18 protein-coding genes are annotated in these 19519 nt (G+C 67.8%); 12 read left to right on the top strand and 6 right to left on the bottom strand.

The genetic code is table 11. The annotated features are described in order from the left end of the window. Positions 1 to 379 precede the first annotated feature (379 nt). The 6 genes from P0Y50_10245 (at position 380) to alr (ending at position 7219) form a co-directional block, all read left to right on the top strand. Positions 380 to 2830 (top strand): TonB-dependent receptor, encoded by a 2451-nt coding sequence (locus P0Y50_10245; GenBank protein ID WEK38929.1) that lies wholly within the window; start codon positions 380 to 382, stop codon positions 2828 to 2830. Positions 2831 to 2982: 152 nt separating this feature from the next. Further along, complete coding sequence (locus P0Y50_10240) at positions 2983 to 3351, top strand: hypothetical protein (GenBank protein WEK38928.1); 369 nt, start codon at positions 2983 to 2985, stop codon at positions 3349 to 3351. Positions 3352 to 3410: 59 nt separating this feature from the next. Further along, positions 3411 to 3815 (top strand): hypothetical protein, encoded by a 405-nt coding sequence (locus P0Y50_10235; GenBank protein WEK38927.1) that lies wholly within the window; start codon positions 3411 to 3413, stop codon positions 3813 to 3815. Between the two features lie 110 nt (positions 3816 to 3925). Next, complete coding sequence (locus P0Y50_10230; GenBank protein ID WEK38926.1) at positions 3926 to 5416, top strand: replicative DNA helicase; 1491 nt, start codon at positions 3926 to 3928, stop codon at positions 5414 to 5416. Between the two features lie 9 nt (positions 5417 to 5425). Further along, complete coding sequence (locus P0Y50_10225; protein WEK38925.1) at positions 5426 to 6112, top strand: phytanoyl-CoA dioxygenase family protein; 687 nt, start codon at positions 5426 to 5428, stop codon at positions 6110 to 6112. A gap of 45 nt (positions 6113 to 6157) precedes the next feature. Then, a complete protein-coding gene (alr, locus tag P0Y50_10220; GenBank protein WEK38924.1) occupies positions 6158 to 7219 on the top strand; it encodes an alanine racemase in 1062 nt (353 codons plus the stop codon). Here alr and P0Y50_10215 read toward each other — a convergent pair. After that, positions 7213 to 7848 carry a Yip1 family protein gene (locus P0Y50_10215; protein ID WEK38923.1) on the bottom strand — a complete coding sequence of 212 codons (636 nt, stop codon included), beginning with the start codon at positions 7846 to 7848 and terminating at the stop codon, positions 7213 to 7215. The genes alr and P0Y50_10215 overlap by 7 nt on opposite strands. Before the next feature lie 195 nt (positions 7849 to 8043). Between P0Y50_10215 and radA the strand changes: the two genes are divergently transcribed. The 3 genes from radA to purF are packed head-to-tail and all read left to right on the top strand — an operon-like array spanning position 8044 to position 11577. After that, the gene (gene radA, locus P0Y50_10210; GenBank protein WEK38922.1) at positions 8044 to 9414 is read left to right on the top strand and encodes a DNA repair protein RadA; all 1371 of its coding nucleotides are present in this window, start codon (positions 8044 to 8046) and stop codon (positions 9412 to 9414) included. Positions 9415 to 9445: 31 nt separating this feature from the next. Further along, positions 9446 to 10042 carry a CvpA family protein gene (locus tag P0Y50_10205; protein ID WEK38921.1) on the top strand — a complete coding sequence of 199 codons (597 nt, stop codon included), beginning with the start codon at positions 9446 to 9448 and terminating at the stop codon, positions 10040 to 10042. A gap of 29 nt (positions 10043 to 10071) precedes the next feature. Further along, a complete protein-coding gene (purF, locus tag P0Y50_10200; protein ID WEK38920.1) occupies positions 10072 to 11577 on the top strand; it encodes an amidophosphoribosyltransferase in 1506 nt (501 codons plus the stop codon). 15 nt (positions 11578 to 11592) lie between these two features. Here purF and P0Y50_10195 read toward each other — a convergent pair whose 3' ends face one another. Beyond that, positions 11593 to 12792: an MFS transporter gene (locus P0Y50_10195; protein ID WEK38919.1), complete on the bottom strand. Its 1200-nt coding sequence runs from the start codon at positions 12790 to 12792 to the stop codon at positions 11593 to 11595. A 103-nt stretch (positions 12793 to 12895) separates the two neighbouring features. On the opposite strand from P0Y50_10195, the gene P0Y50_10190 reads away from it, so the two are divergent. From P0Y50_10190 to P0Y50_10180, 3 genes are all read left to right on the top strand, one after another. Continuing rightward, positions 12896 to 13654, top strand: a complete 759-nt coding sequence (locus tag P0Y50_10190) for an SDR family NAD(P)-dependent oxidoreductase (protein WEK38918.1) — start codon at positions 12896 to 12898, stop codon at positions 13652 to 13654. Between the two features lie 75 nt (positions 13655 to 13729). Next, positions 13730 to 14404 (top strand): hypothetical protein, encoded by a 675-nt coding sequence (locus P0Y50_10185; protein ID WEK38917.1) that lies wholly within the window; start codon positions 13730 to 13732, stop codon positions 14402 to 14404. Further along, positions 14335 to 15225, top strand: a complete 891-nt coding sequence (locus P0Y50_10180; GenBank protein ID WEK38916.1) for a LytTR family DNA-binding domain-containing protein — start codon at positions 14335 to 14337, stop codon at positions 15223 to 15225. The genes P0Y50_10185 and P0Y50_10180 overlap by 70 nt, the downstream gene beginning before the upstream one ends. Positions 15226 to 15227: 2 nt before the next feature. Here P0Y50_10180 and P0Y50_10175 read toward each other — a convergent pair whose 3' ends face one another. The 4 genes from P0Y50_10175 to P0Y50_10160 are packed head-to-tail and all read right to left on the bottom strand — an operon-like array spanning position 15228 to position 19493. Then, on the bottom strand, positions 15228 to 15707 hold the full coding sequence (locus P0Y50_10175) for an NUDIX domain-containing protein (protein ID WEK38915.1): 480 nt from the start codon (positions 15705 to 15707) through the stop codon (positions 15228 to 15230). A gap of 18 nt (positions 15708 to 15725) precedes the next feature. Beyond that, positions 15726 to 17345: a ribosome biogenesis GTPase Der gene (gene der, locus P0Y50_10170; protein WEK38914.1), complete on the bottom strand. Its 1620-nt coding sequence runs from the start codon at positions 17343 to 17345 to the stop codon at positions 15726 to 15728. Positions 17346 to 17376: 31 nt separating this feature from the next. Beyond that, entirely contained in the window at positions 17377 to 18756 is a 1380-nt protein-coding gene (locus tag P0Y50_10165; protein ID WEK38913.1) for a PQQ-like beta-propeller repeat protein, read from the bottom strand. Positions 18757 to 18779: 23 nt separating this feature from the next. Continuing rightward, positions 18780 to 19493: a tetratricopeptide repeat protein gene (locus tag P0Y50_10160; GenBank protein WEK38912.1), complete on the bottom strand. Its 714-nt coding sequence runs from the start codon at positions 19491 to 19493 to the stop codon at positions 18780 to 18782. Between the last annotated feature and the right edge of the window lie 26 nt (positions 19494 to 19519).

Here is a 19519-nt window from a genome sequence, read left to right as displayed (position 1 = left end):
CGCCGCCAGTCCACAGCTGGCGCGTCACTGGATACAGGCCGGAGGTCGCCGAAAGCTCGCCATGCCAAAGCCGCCAGCCACACGTCGGACCTCACCCGGACAGCGCGTTCGCTCAGGGAATAGTTTTTCTCGTAGCGCCAACCAGCAAACATGGCCCGGCCCGCTGATTGACCCGCCCCATATCCGCCCTGATATGGCCATGAACGATGGGCCGCGCGCTCGTCTCTCGGGGATATTCTCAATGTCGGAACGCTCTCAGCGTGCAGTTTTTCTGGCGCCCATGCCGCGATGTCGCCCCTAGCCTGCTCCTCGCGTCCATGTCCGTCGCACTGAATGTCGCGACGCCAAGTCTCAAGACAAAAAGAAAAGGTCTCTTCTCATGCGCCAGTCCTTCATCCGCCCCGCCGGCTCCGCCCTGCTGATCACAGCCTCCGCCTTCGCCCTGATCACCGCCAGCCCCGCCCTGGCCCAGCAGCAGCCTCAGGCCGACAATGTCGACGACATCGTCGTGACCGGCACCCGCGTCGTTGGCCGTTCCCGCCTCGATTCCGTCGCGCCGGTCGATGTCGTCACCGCCGAAACCCTGCAGCAGCGCGGCTCAACCGAACTGGCCACCCAACTGGCGGCCAGCGTTCCGGCCCTGAACTTCCCCCGTCCCTCCGCGACGGACGGCACGGACTCGATCCGTCCGGCGACCCTGCGCGGCCAGGGCCCGGACCAGACGCTGGTGCTGGTGAACGGCGTGCGTCGCCACGCCACCGCCCTGGTGAACACCAACGGCTCGGTCGGGCGCGGTTCGGCCGCCGTCGACCTGAACGCCATCCCCTCCACCGCCGTCGAGCGGATCGAGGTCCTGCGTGACGGCGCGGCGGCCCAGTATGGGTCGGACGCCATCGCCGGGGTGCTGAACCTGCGCCTGCGCCAGGCCTCCAGCGGCGGCGGCGCCAGCGTGACCTACGGCGGCTATCTGACCGACTTCACCGGCTTCTACGGTGGCGGCAAGGACATCAGCGACGGCGAGGCCCTGACGGTCGCGGGCTGGCAGGGTTTCGGCCTGGGTTCGGACGGCTTCCTGACCGCCTCGGTCGAATACCGCGACCGCGCCCGCACCAACCGCAGCGACATCGACCCGCGCTTCAGTCCGGCCGAGGTTCGCGGCGGCCAGGGCGACCCTGAATCCGAAGACCTCGCCATCTATCTGAACGCCGGCAAGCCGCTGGGCGCCGGGTGGGAGGCCTATGGCTGGGTCGGCTATCAGACCCGCGACGCCTCGGCCGCCGCCTTCTATCGCACGCCGACGGACAACGCCCAGAACCCGGCCTATGCCTCGGGCCGGGTCTATCCGAACGGCTATCTGCCCTATGTCCTGACCGACACCACCGACTGGACCGCGACCGCTGGCGTGAAGGGTCAGGCGGGCGGTTTCGACATCGACGTCAACCTCGGCTACGGCAAGAACGAAATCGACTTCAGCGCCGACAACACCCTGAACCCGTCGCTTGGTCCGACCTCTCCGACCAAGTTCTACGCCGGTTCGCTGGCCTATGATCAGCTGGTCTTCGGCATCGACGCCAGCCGCGGCTATGACGTCGGCCTCTACGGCCCGCTGAACGTCGCCTTCGGTCTGGAGGCGCGCCGTGAATCCTATCAGATCGGCGCCGGAGAGCCGGGCTCCTATCAACGCGGGACCTTCCTCAACATCGGCGGCACGGATCTGACCTGGGGCTCGCGCGGCTTCACCGGCTTCACCCCCGCCAATGAGGTGGACAAGGACCGCAACAATGTCGGCGTCTATGTCGATCTGGAAGGCGAACTGTTCGAGAACTTCACCGCCTCGGCGGCGGTCCGTTACGAGGACTATTCCGACTTCGGCGACAATGTCTCGGGCAAGATCGCGGCGCGGTATGATTTCACCCCGTCCTTCGCCATTCGCGGCGCGGTCTCGACCGGCTTCCGCGCCCCCAGCCTGCAACAGCAGTATTTCACCCAGACCGCCATCCTCTACATCGACAATGTTCCCTATGAGACCGGCACCTTCCCGTCGGTCAGCCCGGTCGGCGTGGCCCTGGGCGGCACGCCGCTGGAGGCCGAGACCTCGACCAACTATTCGCTGGGTCTGGTCTATCGCAAGGGCGCGTTCGAGCTGACGGCCGACGCCTATCGCATCGACATCGAGGATCGGATCATCCTGTCCGAAACCCTGACCGGCAGCGCCACGGCCGCGGCGGGCACCAACGCCCGCGCCATCTTCGACCTGCTGCAACCCTATGGCGCGACGGCCGCCCGCTTCTTCATCAACGGCGTCGACACCGAGACGACCGGGCTGGACGTGGTGGCGCGCTACCGCGTGCTGTCCGATGTCGGCTCGCTGGACTTCACCCTGGCGGCCAACGTCAACGACTTCGACGTGACCAAGACGCCGCAAACCCGTTCGGGCATCCTGCCCACGCCGGTCTCCCTGTTCGCGCGTCAGGCCACCCTGCGGTTCGAGGAAGGCACCCCGCCGTGGAAGACCGCCTTCCAGACCGACTGGACGCGCGGCAAGCTGGGCGGCACCTTCCGCGCCACCGGCTATGGCGACGTCCTGGCCCCCGGCGCCACCGAGGCCACCGACCTGCAACTGGGCGTCGGCCTGGTGGTGGATGTCGAGGCGCGTTACGCCCTGAACGACCGCCTGACCTTCGCGGTCGGCGCGGACAATGTTCTGGACGAGTATCCGCGCGAGATCCTGCGGGCGAACAACACCTCGGGCGCCTTCCCGTTCTCGAACTTCTCGCCCTACGGCTTCAACGGCCGGTTCGTTTACGGCCGCATCGCGCTGAAGTGGTGATCGCAGGAAGCTGAACGATCAGACGGCAAGGGCGCTCTTCGGAGCGCCCTTTCTTTTACGGCATTATGAATGCGTCATAGGCGCACCTCTCGCCCTAGTTGCGACACAGAAGCACGGCGAAGCTTCGTCTTCGCTTGGCTCAGGGGACCGACATGAGGAACACAACCATCGCCGCGGGCGCCGTGGCGCTTTCGCTGCTGGCGGGCGCGGCCCAGGCCATGACGGTGCAGGAGTTCCTGACGACCGCCAACCGCATTCCCCAGAATCCGACCGCCCTGCTGCGCACCGACACCCGCCGATTGATGGCCGAGTTCCGCAGCGCCGCCCGCACGGTGCGGGCCGAGCAGGCCGCAGCCACAGCGGCGGGCCGACCGCCCGCCACCTGCATGCCGGACAAGATCAGCATGTCGCCGGATCAAATCCTGGCCCATTTCAACGCCATTCCCCCCAGCCGCCGCACAATCAGTGTAACCCAGGCGATGCGCGAATGGATGGCGTTGGACTATCCATGCCGGTCGTGAGGCGGTGGGCTGCGATCGGCACAACGCAGCGTTCTCTCGCCATATTCTCGGTTGCTGCGATGGCTCTGATCGGCGGCGTAGTTGGATTTGGATTCCTATGGCCTGGCGAAGGCGAGACGCCCGACGCAATGCGGCGGCTTGGGCCGTTCTCTCTTGCGGCTTTGGGCCTTCTGGTGACAGGGCTGGAAGCCGTCATTTTTACAGTCGTTCCGATTGAACTGACACGACGCCTCCTGAAAAATTCTTGGATTGGCGTGGCTGTGGGCGGCGGCGGCTATGTCGTCGGCGTGCATTGGGATAATGGTTGGCTGGGGCTGGCGACATCAGGCTGGATATGGTCAGTCGTGACCACCGCCTATCTGCTGGATCGTCCGGCGTCGTTTTTTCGGGCCTGTCTACAGGCCATAGGGCTGAAATGGGTTTTCTGGATCTTCGCCTTTTCCAGCTTGATTGCAGCGTCCTGATCAAAGCGCACTGAACAATTCCGGTTCGTCCCCAGCCCGGACGATCTGTCCACCGGCCAGGGGGCGTCCCCGTCTGACGCAGGCGCGTGGGAGGGCTAAAGCCTTAATCGATGAACGCCTTCGCCCCCATGCCCTTCTCGTCTTCGCCGATGGACTCCGGCGGCGTCAGTTCGATGCCGCACAATCTGGAAGCCGAGCAGGCGCTGCTGGGCTCGCTGATGTTCGACAATGCGGTGTTCGAGCGGCTGAGCGACCGTCTGCGCGGCAGTCATTTCTACGAACCCTTCCACCAGCGGCTCTACGACGCGATCGAGGATCACATCCGTCAGGGGATGCTGGCCGAGCCGACCATTCTGATGGAGCGGTTCAAGCAGGATCCGGCCTTCCAGGAGTTCGGGGGCCTGCGCTATCTGGCCGATCTGGTGGACCGCGCCCCGCCCGCCGCCAACGCCCCCGACTATGCCCGCGTCGTCTATGACCTGGCCCTGCGCCGCGACCTGATCCGCATCGGCGGCGAGATCATCAAGGAGGCGCCCAATCCCGAAACGCCCGCCGACGAACAGATCGAACAGGCCGAACAGACCCTGTATTCCCTGGCCGAGACGGGCAAGCCGTCGTCGGGCTTCGTCAGCTTCTCGCACGCCCTGTCCGGCGCCGTGCAGATGGCGGCCGAGGCCTATCAGCGCGAAGGCAAGCTGGCCGGTCTGGCCACCGGTCTGAACGATCTGGATCGCAAGCTGGGCGGCCTGCACCCCTCCGACCTTCTGATCCTGGCCGGTCGTCCGTCGATGGGCAAGACCGCGCTGGCCACCAACATGGCCTTCAACGTGGCCCGCGCCTATCAGTGGGAGCCGACGCCGGAGGGGCGCAAGACCGTCAACGGCGGCGTGGTCGCCTTCTATTCGCTGGAAATGAGCGCCGAACAGTTGGCGATGCGTATCCTGGCCGACGCCTCGGGCGTGTCGTCGGACAAGCTGCGCAAGGGCGAGATCGACGCCTCGGACTTCGGCAAGCTGCGCGACGCGGCGGTCGAGATCGGCGAAAGCCCCCTCTACATCGACGCCACCGGCGGTCTGTCCATCTCCAAGCTGGCCGCGCGCGCCCGGCGCCTGAAGCGGATGGAGCATGGGCTGGACCTGATCATCGTCGACTACCTGCAACTGGTCACCACCGGCGACGGCGGCGGCCAGAAGAACCGGGTGCAGGAGGTGTCGGAGATCACCGGCGGGCTGAAGGCCCTGGCCAAGGAACTGTCGGTGCCGATCATCGCCCTGTCGCAGCTGTCGCGTCAGGTGGAGCAGCGCGACGACAAACGCCCCCAACTGTCCGACCTGCGCGAATCCGGCTCGATCGAACAGGACGCCGACTGCGTGATGTTCGTCTATCGCGAGAGCTACTACCTGGGCCGCGCCGAGCCGCGCGAAGGCACCGAGGAACACCTGCAATGGCAGCAGGACATGGACCGCCTTCAGGGCCAGGCCGAGGTCGTCATCGGCAAGCAGCGCCACGGCCCCATCGGCATCGTCAAACTGGCCTTCGACGCCGACACCGTCCGCTTCGGCAACCTGGCCCACGGCTATGAGGAAGTCAGCTACGAATAGGACCTGGAAATGAGCCCCACGTATCTTGCCGAGACATTGCGGCTGGGGCCGGACGGGGCCGAACGGCGTACCGCCGACGTCGCGCGCCATCTGCGGGACATCGAAGCGGCGCTGACCGGGCTCCCCTCCGACCAGGCAGGCGTCCGCATTCAGGGGGCCGAACATTTGCGAGACATTTTGAACGTGGACGGCGTAGTCGGCGCCCTAGCCGCGCAGATCCTCGGTCCGGCAGTTCGTCCGGTCCGCGCCGTCCTGTTCGACAAATCTCCCACCGCAAACTGGTCATTGGGCTGGCATCAGGATCGCACGATCTGCGTCGAGACGCGGCGGGATTCTCCGGGCTTCGGTCCGTGGTCGGTCAAGGCCGGGATGCAGCATGTGGCGCCGCCTTTCGACCTTTTGACACGAATGTTGACGGTCAGGGTTCATCTGGACGACGTGCCGGCCGACAACGCGCCGCTGTTGATCGCGCCTGGATCGCATCTGAAGGGTCGTGTGCCCCTCGACCGCATCGAAGAGGTTGTAAAGGAATGCGGCGTTTTCGTCTGCGAGGCCGAGGCGGGCGACGTCTGGCTTTATTCGACGCCGATCCTGCATGCCTCCAGCGCCGCCGACACGCCCAAACGGCGGCGGGTGTTGCAGATCGACTATTCCGCCGAAAAGCTGCCCGGCGGCCTTCGATGGCTGGGCGTCTAGCCGCGCAGCTCTTCCATCAGACACACGTTGGCGCATAAGAGCCTGATGAGCGACCTGATCACCACTCCCGCCCTTCTGTCCGTCGATCTTGACGCCCTGGCCCGCAACTATCGCACCCTGGGCCAGGTCAGCGGCTTGCCCGTGCATCCGGTGGTCAAGGCGGACGGCTATGGGCTGGGCGCGCAGGCCGTGGCGAAACGACTGATGGCCGAGGGCGCCGACACCTTCTTCGTGGCGCGGGCGGCCGAGGGACTGCGGCTGCGATCCGCGCTGGGCACACATGGTGCGGGCAACCCGATCATCTATGTGCTGGACGGCTGCCGCGAGGGCGAGGCTCAGGCTCTGAAGGCGGCCGACCTGCGGCCGGTGCTGAACCATCCGGCGCAGATGCAGGCCTGGGCGGCGGCGGGCGGCGGGACCTGCGGCCTGCAGATCGACACCGGCATGAACCGGTTAGGCGTCCGCCCGGAAGATGCGCCCGAGGCGTTCGACGGCCTTGCCCTGGTCCTGACCCACCTCGCCTGCGCCGACGATCCGCAAAACCCGATGAACCGGCGCCAGCGCGATCTATTCGCCGGCGTCGTCGGCCGCTATCCGGGCGCGATCCGATCCTTCGCCAACTCCAGCGGCTGTTTCCTGGGGCCCGACTTCGCCTTCGACGCGGTGCGGCCGGGCATCTGCCTTTATGGCGGCGGTCCCGAGGGCCGGCCCGATGCGCGGATCGCCCCCGTCGCCACCCTGACCGCGCGCGTGTTGCAGGTCCGCGACGTGCCGGCGGGCGAGAGCATCGGCTATTCGCAAGGCTATGTCGCCGAACGGCCGATCCGGGTCGCCACGGTGGCGGCCGGCTACGCCGACGGTCTGCTACGCGCCTATTCGCCGGCCGGCGCGGTCTTCATCGCAAACGACACCCGACCGCTGCTGGGTCGGGTGTCGATGGACGTCTGCGCGGTGGACATCACCGGCCTGGACGTCGCCGTGGGCGATCCGGTCGAACTGTTCGGACCGAATCGCCTTCTGGACGATGCGGCGGCGGCGGCCGGGACCATCAGCTATGAGCTGCTGACCTCGATCACGCCGCGCGTGCCGCGGGTCTATTCTCAGTAACCGGCGCCCATCGCCGCCAGACCGCCGGTCGAGGCCAAGAAGGCCAGGGCCACGGCGCCGACGATGGCGCTCATGATAACGCCCAGCACGATGCCGGCGATCAGGATGACGATGAAATAGACGACCTTCTTGTCTTCCGGCGCCTTCATCAGGATCGGCAGGCCCATGAACAGCAGCACCAGGCTGTAGATCGCGCCGGCCAGGGCGATCAGGCCGCCCACGACGGGAATCAGATTGGCGATGCCCGCGACCCAGGCGGCGGTGTACGAATAGACGGCCAGTTTCTGCGCCTGGATCGGGTTCGGCGTTCCGCCGAAGCTGGAAGCCAGCGCATTGATGATGATGCCCAGGATGAAGACGCCCGCCAGCGCCAGCACATAGGACGGCACCGCCAGCACCAGGGCGCTGACGATCGAAGTGTGCAGGAAGGCCACGCTCGCGATCAGGGTGGCGATCGGGCTGATCGCGGCCAGGATCATGGCGTAGCGGGTGTAGAGGCTGTTGGTCGTGGCGAACTCGCGGTCGATGACCTGCCACTCCGCCTTGGGTTGGAGCAGGATTCCCTTGACCCGTGCGGTCAGGGCCGGATCGACGGCGGGCTGGGACGAGTGGGGCGTCGGGTCAGTCATGTGAATCAAAATGCCTCTGATAATGGGGAGCCGGGTCGAATAGTGACGTTACGTCGCCCTGTAACGCAAGCGCCGTGCGACGTGTTCTCAAATCCTTCGTAATGGCGAAGGTTGCCACTGCGACCGACTTTGTCGTGGATGAATTGCAGATCGGGGCGATCCGTCGTCGAATCGGCGGGTCTGCTAAGGAAGCTCATGGCTCGCGATTCCGCCCTCTATGTCTGTCAGTCCTGCGGCGCGGTCCACGGCAAGTGGTCGGGCCAGTGCTCGTCCTGCGGCCAGTGGAACACGCTCACCGAGGAAAGCCGGTCAGCCCCGCCCGGCGCCATCAAGCCCTCAGCCGCCGCCTCGGCCCGCACGCGCGGCATTCAGTTCGAGACGTTGCAGTCCGATACGCCCGAGCCGCCGCGCATCGCGACGGGCGTGACCGAATTCGACCGGGTGTGCGGCGGCGGCGTGGTGCCCGGCTCGGCCATTCTGCTCAGCGGCGATCCGGGCGTCGGCAAGTCCACCCTGTTGCTGGAAGTGGCGGCCAAGGCGGCGCTGCGCGGCGCGCGGGTGGCCTATATCTCGGGCGAAGAGGCGGTGGAGCAGATCAGGGCGCGGGCCAAGCGGATGGGGCTGGCGGATGCGCCGGTCAATCTGGCCGCCGCGACCGCGTTGCGCGACATCCTCGGCACGCTGAAACGCGAGAAATTCGACGTTGTCATCATCGATTCGGTCCAGACCCTGTGGTCGGACGTGCACGACAGCGGCCCTGGCTCCATCACCCAGGTCCGCGCCTGCGCCAGCGAACTGGTGCGTCTGGCCAAGAACGACGGTCCCGCCATCATCCTGGTCGGCCATGTCACCAAGGATGGTCAGGTCGCCGGTCCGCGCGTGGTCGAACATCTGGTCGACGCGGTCATGACCTTCGAGGGCGAGCGCGGCTATCCGTTCCGCATCCTGCGCGCCGGCAAGAACCGTTTCGGCGCCACCGACGAGATCGGCGTCTTCGAAATGGGCGACAGCGGCCTGCGCGAGGTCGCCAACCCGTCCGCCCTCTTCCTGGGCGAGGGCAAGGAGCGGGCGCCCGGCGCCGCCGTCTTCGCCGGGATCGAAGGCTCGCGCCCCGTGCTGGTCGAGATGCAGGCCCTGGTGTCCAAATCCGCCTATGGCACCCCGCGCCGGGCCGTGATCGGGTGGGAGACGGGGCGTCTGGCCATGGTGCTGGCGGTGCTTGAGGCGCGCTGCGGCTTCGGTTTCGGCGATCAGGACGTCTATCTGAATGTCGCGGGTGGCCTGCGCATCAACGAGCCCGCCGCCGACCTCGCGGCGGCGGCGGCCCTGATCAGTTCGGCGACCGGCGTCTCCCTGCCTCAGGGCTGCGTGGTCTTCGGCGAGATCGGCCTGTCGGGCGAGGTCCGCAGCGTCGGCCGGGCCGAGGCCCGCCTGCGTGAGGCGCAGAAGCTGGGCTTCGATCAGGTCCTCGCTCCGCCCCTGACCGCCAAGACCAGGGGCGTGAAGGTGACATCTGCGACCCGCCTGACGGATGTGGTCGAACGAATCTCGCAGAACCGCTATTAGGCGGGCGTAGCAGCCGCAGGATCCCGCACGCGTGACCGGATACGACGTCTTCGCCATCGTGGTGATCCTGTTCTCCGTCGCGGCCGGCTGGGTGCGCGGGGGGGTACGCGAAATCATCACCCTGCTCAGCGCCACCCTGGCGGCCCTGGTCGCCCTGATCGCCCTGCCGTGGACGGCCGGGGTCGCGCGCGCCTTCGTCGATCCCGAATGGGCCGGGTCGATCCTGGCCGCCGTCCTGACCTTCTTCGTGGTCTATTTCGGCCTGCGCCTGATCGGCGGAATGCTGTCCAAGGGCGCCAAGGACCATCCGCACCTCGGCGTGGTGGACCGCGTCTTCGGCTTCGTCATCGGCGCGGTGCGCGCCCTGGTGCTGATCGGGGCGGTTCATCTGGTGATCGTCGCGGCCCTGCCGGGCGAGCGGACGCCGCGTTTCTTGACCAACGCCGCCCTCTATCCGGTCAGCGCCGTGGGCGCGCGGATGATCCAGGTCGTCCTGCCCAGCATCGGCCGGGGCGCCGACGCCATCACGCCCGTGGTCGATTCATCCGTACGCAGGGGGTTTTCGGACGACGAAGCCTTGCCCCAGACGCAATCACGGCCTAACTCGCGCCGCGAAGCCGCCCCTTAAGACGTTTCCCCGGTCATCGGAGCCCTGCGATGCGCCACCATATCGCCGATCCCGTCGTTCACCGCGAGCACTGGCGCGAGCCGGAGGATGACCAGCTTCGTCTGGAATGCGGCGTCTGCGGCGTCTGGGGCGCGGACGAGGACGAAGGCTCCTCCGTCGTCGCCCTGGGCCTTCACGCCCTTCAGCATCGCGGCCAGGAAGCCTGCGGCATCGCCAGCGTCAGGGACGAGCGTTTCCACACCGAACGCCACCAGGGCCTGGTGGGCGAGGCGTTCGGCGGCGCCGACCTGATGACGCGGATGCCGGGCCGCGCGGCTGTGGGCCACACCCGCTACTCCACCTCAGGCGGCAGCTTCCTGCGCAACATCCAGCCGATGTTCGCCGATCTGGACCAGGGCGGCATCGCCATCGCCCACAACGGCAACCTGACCAACTTCAAATTCCTCCACGCCCAGTTGGTCAGCGAAGGCGCGATCTTCCAGTCGACGTCCGATTCCGAGGTCATCCTCCATCTGATCGCCCGCAGCCGTAAGGCCAAGATCGTCGATCGCTTCATCGACGCCCTGGCGCGGATCGAGGGCGGCTACGCCCTGGTCGCCCAGACGCGCACCAAGATGATCGGCGCCCGCGACCCGCTGGGCATCCGCCCGCTGGTGCTGGGTCAGTTGGGCGAGGGCTGGGTGCTGGCGTCCGAAACCTGCGCGCTGGACATGATGGGCGCGACCTTCGTGCGCGATGTCGAACATGGCGAGATCGTCGTGATCGACGACAGCGGTCTGCGCTCGCTCAAACCCTTCCCGGCCCGCGCCGCCCGCCCCTGCCTGTTCGAATACGTCTATTTCTCCCGCCCGGATTCGGTCGTGAACGGCCGCTCGGTCTATGAGGTCAGGAAGGAGATGGGCCGGGGTCTGGCCCGCGAGCTGGGCGTGGAGGCCGACATCGTCGTGCCGGTGCCGGATTCCGGCGTCCCCGCAGCGCTCGGCTATGCCCAGGAAAGCGGCATTCCCTATGAAATGGGCATCATCCGCAGCCACTATCTGGGCCGCACCTTCATCCAGCCCAGCCAGGGCGCGCGTCAGAAGGGCGTGCGGATGAAGCACAGCCCCAACAAGTCGGCCCTGGCCGGTAAGCGGGTCGTGCTGATCGACGATTCCATCGTGCGCGGCACCACCTCGGTCAAACTGGTCCGCGCCGTGCGCGCGGCGGGCGCGACCGAGGTTCACCTGCGTTCGGCCAGCCCTCAGATCCTGTTCCCCGACTTCTACGGCATCGACATGCCCGAACGCGCCCAGTTGCTGGCCGCCAACAAGACGCTGGACGAGATGCGCGAGATGCTTGAGGTCGATTCGCTGGGCTTCCTGTCCATCGACGGCCTGTATCGCGCCATGGGCGAGACCGGCCGCGACAACGCCCATCCCCAGTTCACCGACCACTATTTCACCGGCGACTACCCCACCCGCCTGCTGGATCGCGAGATCGAGGAGGGCGGCCGCGAGTTCGGCGCCAAACAGCTATCCCTGCTGGTCAGCGCCTGACCTCGGCGGGGTGGTTCAAGCCGCGCCGTTCCCGGTCTGGACCGCCCTCGTCCGCCCCGCCGGAGCGAGCAGCAGGCCGACCAGGATCACACCGGCGCACAGGACCGCGGCCACGGCGAACGGCAGGCCCGGCGCGCGTTCGTACAACAGGGTGCTGCCCAGGGGCGCGATGATGGCGGCCACACCCTGCATCAGTGTGACCAGACCGGCCGCCGCACCCTGACGATCCTGATCCACGGCCAGCGAGACCCCCGACATATACCCCGGGATGACCAGTCCCGCCCCCACGCCGAACAGGGCGTAGGCCCCCGCATAGGTCGCGCGCGAGGCCGTGAACAACAGGACCAGCAGGGAGATCATCAGGAAGGGCGCGCCCGCCCGCACCAGCCGTCGCGGCGCCCATTTCAACAGCTTCATCTGCACCGTCTGGGTCGCCACCAGCAGCAGGCCGACCAAGCTCAGCGACAGGGCCAGGAACCGCGCCGTCTCCGGCCCGCTCAGATTCAGGCGGTCCTGAAAATAGAAGCCCGCGCTGACCTGAAGCGTCACGATCGTCAGCATCAACAGCAGGCCGATCAACAGCCAGCCGCGCACGGCGGGAGCGAACGGGCTGAGCCGATCGGTGGTCGATCGCTCCCTGGGCGGGGTGCGCGGCACCACCAGGGCGACCATGACGAAGGCCAGAACCGGCAGGACCGACGCCAGGACCATCGGCCAGATCAGCCCCCTCAACGCCAGGGCGCCGCCCAGGGCGGGTCCCGCGATCATGCCCAGGCCGCTGGCCGCGCCGATCAGGGCCATTCCCGTGCTGCGGGTTTCGGCCGTGGTGGTGTCGGCCATATAGGCCTGGGCGGCGGCCGGGGCGGCGGGCAGGAAGGCCCCGACAAACGCCCTGCCGACGAACAAGGCCGCCAGAAGCGGGACGCCGACAAGGACGCCCCTGAGCCCCAGGTCGATCACAACGGCATAGACGGCGTAGCTGACGCACAGACCGGCGAACCCCGCCAGGATCACGGCCTTGCGCCCCCAATGATCGCTCTTGGCGCCCCACCAGGCTCCCGTCACCGCCATGACGATCGAACCGATGGAAATCATCCAGCCGCCCTGGCTTTCGCTCAATCCCATCGCCCGGATCAGGGGCGCCAGGATCGGCATGATGATCATGACCGCCAGGGTCGAGGCGAAGACGGACAGGAAGATCGCGAGACGGGTCATGGCGTCGACTCAATTTAACAATGCGAGTCATTCGCATATCATCGTCGTCTTTCGGGGTCGAGCCTCCCTTGGCGTTGCGGGCGATGACGCCTATCAGACAGGAATGTCGACCACCCCCGCCCCCCTCGCCGACCGCATCGCCCTTGTCGTCGGCGCATCGCGCGGCATCGGCTATGAAAGCGCCCTGGCCCTGGCCAAGGCGGGCGCCCATGTCATCGCCACGGCCCGCACCCAGGGCGGTCTGGAGGAGCTTGACGACGCCGTCTTCGCCGCCACCGGCCGCCACGCCACCCTCATCCCGTTCGACCTGGTGGACGGCGGCGCCATCGACCGGCTGGGGGGCGCGATCTTCGAACGTTTCAAGAAGCTGGACGTCTGGGTCCACGCCGCCGCGACCATGGGGCCGTCGGGCCTGACGCCGGTGTCCCACGCCGACCCGCGCGAGTTCGCCAAGGTCGAGAAGACCAACTTCACCGCCGTCTATCGCCTGATCCGTTCGCTGGAGCCGCTGCTGCGCGCCTCCGACGCCGGACGCGCCATTCATTTCACGACCAGCGTGGCGACCAATCCCCGCGCCTTCTGGGGCATGTACGCCGCGACCAAGGCGGGCGCCGAGGCCCTGGTGAAGGCCTGGGCCGATGAGATCGAGAGCACGCCCGTCCGCGCCTGCATCGTCGACCCCGGCCGGATGCGCACCGCGATGCGCGCCCAGGCCTATCCGGGCGAAGACCCGTCGGTCCTGCCCCATCCCTCCCAGATCGGTCCCCTGGTCGTCGACCTGGCCCGCCCGGATGCGACCCCGCCCCTGACCATCCGGTTCCAGGACTGGAAAGCCGGACCGTCGATCGAAGCCCTGATCTGAGGCTTTCGTCCCCGCCCGCCGCCGTTCGTCCCCGGACGATGGCGCTGCGCGGCGGACGTCGGCAAGGCGGGGTCCATGACCCTGTTCTCGTCCCTTCTGATCGTCCACGTCTCGACCGGCCTTTGCGCCGTTCTGGTCGGCGTCATGCCCGTCGTCACCCGCAAGGGCGGCCGCGCCCACCGGTTCTGGGGGCGGCTGTTCGTCGGTCTGATGACGATCCTTCTGGTCTGCGCCTGGGCGATGACGGCGCTGCGGTTCAACACCTATTTCCTGGCCCTGTCGGCGACCGCCACGCTCAGCCTGTTCTCGGGCGTGCGGGTGCTGGGGCGAAAACGGCCCGATCTGAATGCCCGGGACCGCGCCCGCCCGCTGGATTGGGCCGCGACGCTGGGGGTGATCGGCATCGGCCTGTGGGTTCTGGTCCTGCTGGCGACCGGCCGTTCCGACGGTCCCGCAACCGTCTCGGCCGCCCTGGCCGCCAGCGCCCTGATGATGGGGTTCTGGGATCTGTGGCGGTTCGCCGCGCCGCTATCCTGGCCCTTTTCGCCGAACCTCTGGACCTATGAGCATCTGGCGAAGATGCTGGGCGCCTATTCTGCGGTATTGAGCGCCTTCTCGGGCAATTTCCTGACCGCCCTGCCCGCGCCCTGGAGCCAGCTCTGGCCGACCGTCCTGTTCCAATGCCTGATCGTCGTCTGGATCGCGACCCTGCTGATCCGCAAGCGCCGTCGTCCCTTATGCGCCGGTTGAGGCGTGCGCCCGTGGCGGCGGCGGTCGGTCTGTTCACGGCCTACAGCTATGCGGCGACCGTGTTGGCCGTGGCCTGGTATCTGCGGCGCGGATCGCCGGATCTGTCCCTGGACGCCTCACTGTTCTGGGCGGCCCTGTCCTACACGCCCTGGCTGGGGGTGGCGGGGCTGACATGGGCGGTGATCCGTCGGCTCGGCGCCGGGTGGCGGGCGGCGGGCGTCCTGGCCGTCCTCATGCCGGGCGTCGTCCCCCTGATCGCCGCCCTCAACGCCCGCACCGACATGGGCTTTCTGAACCCTGCCGGTTCTGGCGGCGAATGGGCGGCGCGGACCATCGACCGGCTGCCGGTCGTCCTTCTGCTCTACACCGCCGTCGTCGCCATCGGCATGGCCGCCGCCTCTTGGCGCAGCGCCCGCGACGCCCGCGACCGGATCGCCGTCCTGACCGCCGCCCTGTCCGAAGCCCGCACGCTGGAGCCGGAGCAGACCCATCGCCTGCTGGTCTCCACGGGCCGGACGCGCGCCTCGATCCCGGTCAGCGACATCGAATGGTTCGCCTCCGCCGGCAATTATGTCGTCGTCAACTGGGCGGGCAAGGAGGGGCTGGTCCGCGACACCCTGCAGGCGCTGGAAGCGCGTCTGGACCCGCGCCTCTTCGCCCGCAGCCACCGATCCAGCCTGATCAACCTGGCCCGCGTCGCTCAGGTCCAGCCACTGTCGGACGGCGCCTGGCGGTTGACGATGAACAGCGGCGCGGAACTGGTGGTCAGCCGCACCTATCGCGACGCCGTGCTGGAAAAGCTGGGGCGCAGGCCGGCCTGAGGTCAGCTTCCCATCGTCTGCAAACCCTCGACGATATCCGCCAGATCGTCAGGCCAGATCGTCTGGCTTGAGTTGCGGATGTCCTGAATGCTCCACCACCGATGCTCGGCCAGCACGCGCTGTTCCTCTTCGGTCCAGCCCGACGCCGACAGGGAAAAGTCATCGGTCCGCAGCAGGAAGAACCGCTGATCCACCCGCGCCATCCGCCCGTCGGGCAGGCGGAAACACGCGATCCGCTGCGCCACCTCCGGTCCCGGATCGACGACCGTCAGGCCGGTTTCCTCGAACAGTTCACGACACGCGGCGTCCGCATAGGTCTCGCCCGGATCACAGCCGCCGCCGGGCGTGGCCCAGAAGGCGGTCCCGGCCAGCGGCCCCTCGGCATAGTCGAACCGGAACAGCAGCACCCGCCCCTGCCCGTCCAGGATCAGCCAACGCGAGGTCGGCCGATCGGGCAGAACGGCGGGATCGGCGTCGCTCATGGCGTCAGCGCCCGATTCTCACCGCTTGGCGCCGCCCTTTTGCCCCGTCCGCACGCGGCCCGAGCGCGACACCTGACGGGCGCCGCCGCGCGCGCCCTTCTGGACCGCCACGGACGATCCCGCCTTCTTGGAGGCGCTGGATTTCAGGCCGCCCAGAACCTTGGGCTGGGCCTTACGGGTCTTCTTCTGCTCCAGCGCCTTGCCGGGCAGTTTGGACAGGGCCTCTTCCTTCTCGGCCTTCTTGACCCGGCGCGGCGCGGTCTTGGCGTCGCCCTTGTAGCGTTCCGGCCCCGACTTGGCGCCGCCCTCGGCATAGGGGTTCACGCCGCTGGACTTGACGTTCAGGCGGATCGGCGTGCCCGGCAGGTCGAAGCTCTCACGGATCGAGTTGACCAGATAGCGTTTGTAATGCTCCGGCATCGCCTCGGCGCGATTGGCCATCAGCACGAAGGTCGGCGGACGGGCCTTGGTCTGGGCGATGTATTTCGGCTTGATCCGCTTGCCGTCGACGGCGGGGGGCGGGTGGCGCTGGGTGGCCATGGACAGCCAGGTGTTCAGGTCCTTGGTCTTCACCTTGACCGACCAGGTGTCATAGGCCTGAAGCACGGCGGGCATCAGCCGCTCGACCCCACGGCCGCTGTGCGACGACAGGGCCACGAAGGGCGAACCCTTCAGCTGAGGCAGCTTGTCCTCGGCCATGCCTTTCAGCTTGGCCATGCGGGACTGGGGCTCGTCCTCCAGGTCCCATTTGGACGCGACATAGACCAGGGCCCGGCCTTCGCGCTCGACCAGGTCGGCCAGCTGCAGGTCCTGGGTGTCGAAGGCGTCGTCCTTGTCCATCATCAGGATGACGACTTCGGCGAAGGTGATGGCCCGGATGGTGTCGGCGACCGACAGCTTCTCCAGCTTCTCCTGCACCCGCGCCTTGCGACGCATCCCGGCCGTGTCGACCAGGCGAATGTTCTTGCCCTCGAATTGCCAGTCCACCGAGATGGAATCGCGGGTGATCCCCGCCTCCGGCCCGGTCAGCAGTCGGTCGTCGCCGATCAGGCGGTTGATCAGGGTCGACTTGCCTGCGTTCGGGCGGCCGATCACGGCGATGCGGATCGGCTTGTCCGGCGCATCGACCTCCTCGAAGAAGATGTCCTGCGACGCGGCGACGATGGCGGCGTACAGATCGGCCATCCCCTCGCCATGCTCGGCCGAGATCGGCACCGGCTCGCCAAAGCCCAGGGCGTGCGCCTCGCCGACGCCGCCACCGCTCTCGCGGCTTTCGGACTTGTTGGCCAAGAGGATGATCGGCTTGTGCACCTTGCGCAGGCGCTCGGCGAAGATGCGGTCCAGCGACGTCACGCCTTCGCGCGCATCCATCATGAACATGATCAGTTCGGCGTCGTCCAGCGCGGCCTCGGTCTGCTCGCGCATCCGGGCTTCCAGGCTTTCGTCGGTGACGTCCTCATAACCCGCCGTGTCGATCAGCGTCAGGTCCATGTCGCCGATATTGCCGTCGGCGTAGCGCCGGTCGCGGGTCACGCCGGGGCGATCGTCGACAAGCGCCAAACGCTTGCCGACGAGGCGGTTGAACAGGGTCGACTTGCCCACATTGGGGCGGCCGACGATGGCGACCTTCAGAGCCATGTCGGCTTTCTAGCTTAGTTCGGGCTGAAAATCAGCGGATGCAGATCAGCTGGCCGTTATCGGTCAGCACATACAGGGCGCCATTATAGGCGGCCGGGGCGATATAGGCCGGCGCGCCCAGCTTCAACGTGGCCTGGGCCGCGCCGGTCTTGGGATCGAAGGCCACCGCCTCGCCGAACGAGTTCACCATCACCAGACGGTTCGAAGCCAGCAGCGGGCCGGACCATTGGGGCGTGATCGTATGGCGGCCGAAGGTCAGGAAACCGCCCTCGCGACGCTCGCGGCCCTGGTTCAGCTCGCGCGTCCAGTAGATCTGGCCTGTGTCGCGATTGGCGGTGATCAGCTGGCCCGACTTGGACACCACGAACACGGCGTCGCCGACCGGCAGGGGCGCGTTGACGCCCGTCACCGGCAGTTGCCATTTGGCCTGGCCCGAACGCAGGTCCATCGCCGACAAGACGCCGGAATGGCTGACGGCATAGACCATGCCGCGGCTGATGACCGGGCGGCCCGCCACGTCGCGAACCTCGGACAGGGCGCTGGTGCGGCTGGTGCGCGACAGGGTCTCTTCCCACACCGCCTGGCCGTTCAAGGTGCTCAGCGCGACCAGCTGGCCCGAGGCGAAGGGGGCGACGACCGTGGTGCCGCTGACCGCCGGGCTGGAGGCGCGCATGACGCGCGCGGGCTCGGCGATGCCGCGATAGGTCCAGTCCTGGGCGCCGGTCGTGGTGTCGAAGGCGAACAGCTGGCTGTCCACATCGACCACGAAGACGCGATTGCCCGACACGGTCGGGGCGCCATGGATCGGGGCGTCCACCTGCTGGGTCCAGGCCACGGCGCCGGTGTTGGCGTCCAGCGCCGTCATGGAGCGGTAGCCGGAGGAGACGAACACCTTGCCCGCGCCGACCGCCAGACCGCCGCCGAAGCCGCCGTTGCGGTCGCGCTCGGCGTTCTTGACGTTGACCTTCCACAGCACCGCGCCGGTGTCGGCCGACACCGCGGAGACGGTCGATTCGCCGTCCAGAACGAAGATTTTTCCGTCGGCGGCGACGATCGGCGCCATGACGTTGCCGACGCGCGCGGAGCCGGAGCCGATGCCGCGCTTCCAGGCGATCTGGAAGTTCGGGGCGGCGATGACGTGTTCGACCAGGTTCTCGGCCGTGCCGCCGGGCTGGGTCCAGGCGGTGACCGCCTGCGGGCCGGGCAGGAAATAGTCGCGGCCGGACAGGGCGGCCGACGGCGCCAGCTGCTGCTCGAACTCCAGCACCGAGATCCGGTCGCCGGCCGAGGCCGTCGCTTTCGGACCTTCCTTGCCGCCCAGGCCGAAGGGCAGGTTGCGGCGCACGGAGCCGCATGACGCCATGGTCGCGGCGACGCCGCAGATCAGCGCGACTTTCAGAACTCGGTTCATCGGGGGCGTCCTAAAAGGGGTCGTCACTGTTGGGCGGGCGCGGCGGCGGGCGCTGCCGAGGGGGTCATGGCGTTCGCGGGTCCGGCGGCGGGCGGCGTGGCCTTGGCGGCGTCGCGGATGATGTCGGCCAGCGCGCCGGCGGTTCCGGCGTCGATGCTCTCCACCGCGATCTGGGCCTGCTGACGGATCGAATCCGGCACGTTCTGGCCCAGTTGCAGCTGAACGAAGGTCTCGCGCGCCTCCTTGGTCTTGCCGTGCTGCAGACGGGCCAGGGCCAGGGCCTGCTGGGCGAAGGCGTGCAGCGGGCGCTTGTCGTCGGCCAGCGGCTCCAGCCGCTTTTCGATCTCGGCCAGGGGCGCGGTGTCCATGATCAGGAAGGCGGCCTTCAGCGCGGGCGGATCGGACAGGATCGGATCGCTGGACGCCTTGGCCGCCTCGTCGAACAGACGGACGGCTTCGGGGAATTTGTTGGCGCTGACGGCCAGACCGGCCTGCTGCTGCAAAGCCAGGACCTTATAGGCGCCATTGCCTTCCTTGACCGCCTCCTCGAAGGCGGCGCGGGCGTCCATCGGCTTGTCGGCGCGCAGGGCCTCCATGCCGCGATCATAGGCCTCGGCGGCCTTGGCGGCCTTGTTGGCGTTCAGGCTGTCCCAGCCCCACCAGCCCAGCGCCCCGATCAGGGCGACGACCAGCACGACGCCGAAAACCGGCAGCCAGGTGCGGGCGAGGCGCTTCAACTTAGCGGAGCGAAGCTCCTCCTCGA

This window comes from Candidatus Brevundimonas colombiensis (genome assembly GCA_029202665.1).
Classification (GTDB): Bacteria; Pseudomonadota; Alphaproteobacteria; order Caulobacterales; family Caulobacteraceae; genus Brevundimonas; species Brevundimonas colombiensis.
Note: the sequence above shows the minus strand (reverse complement) of the source record. Positions and strands in the feature narration are given on the sequence as shown.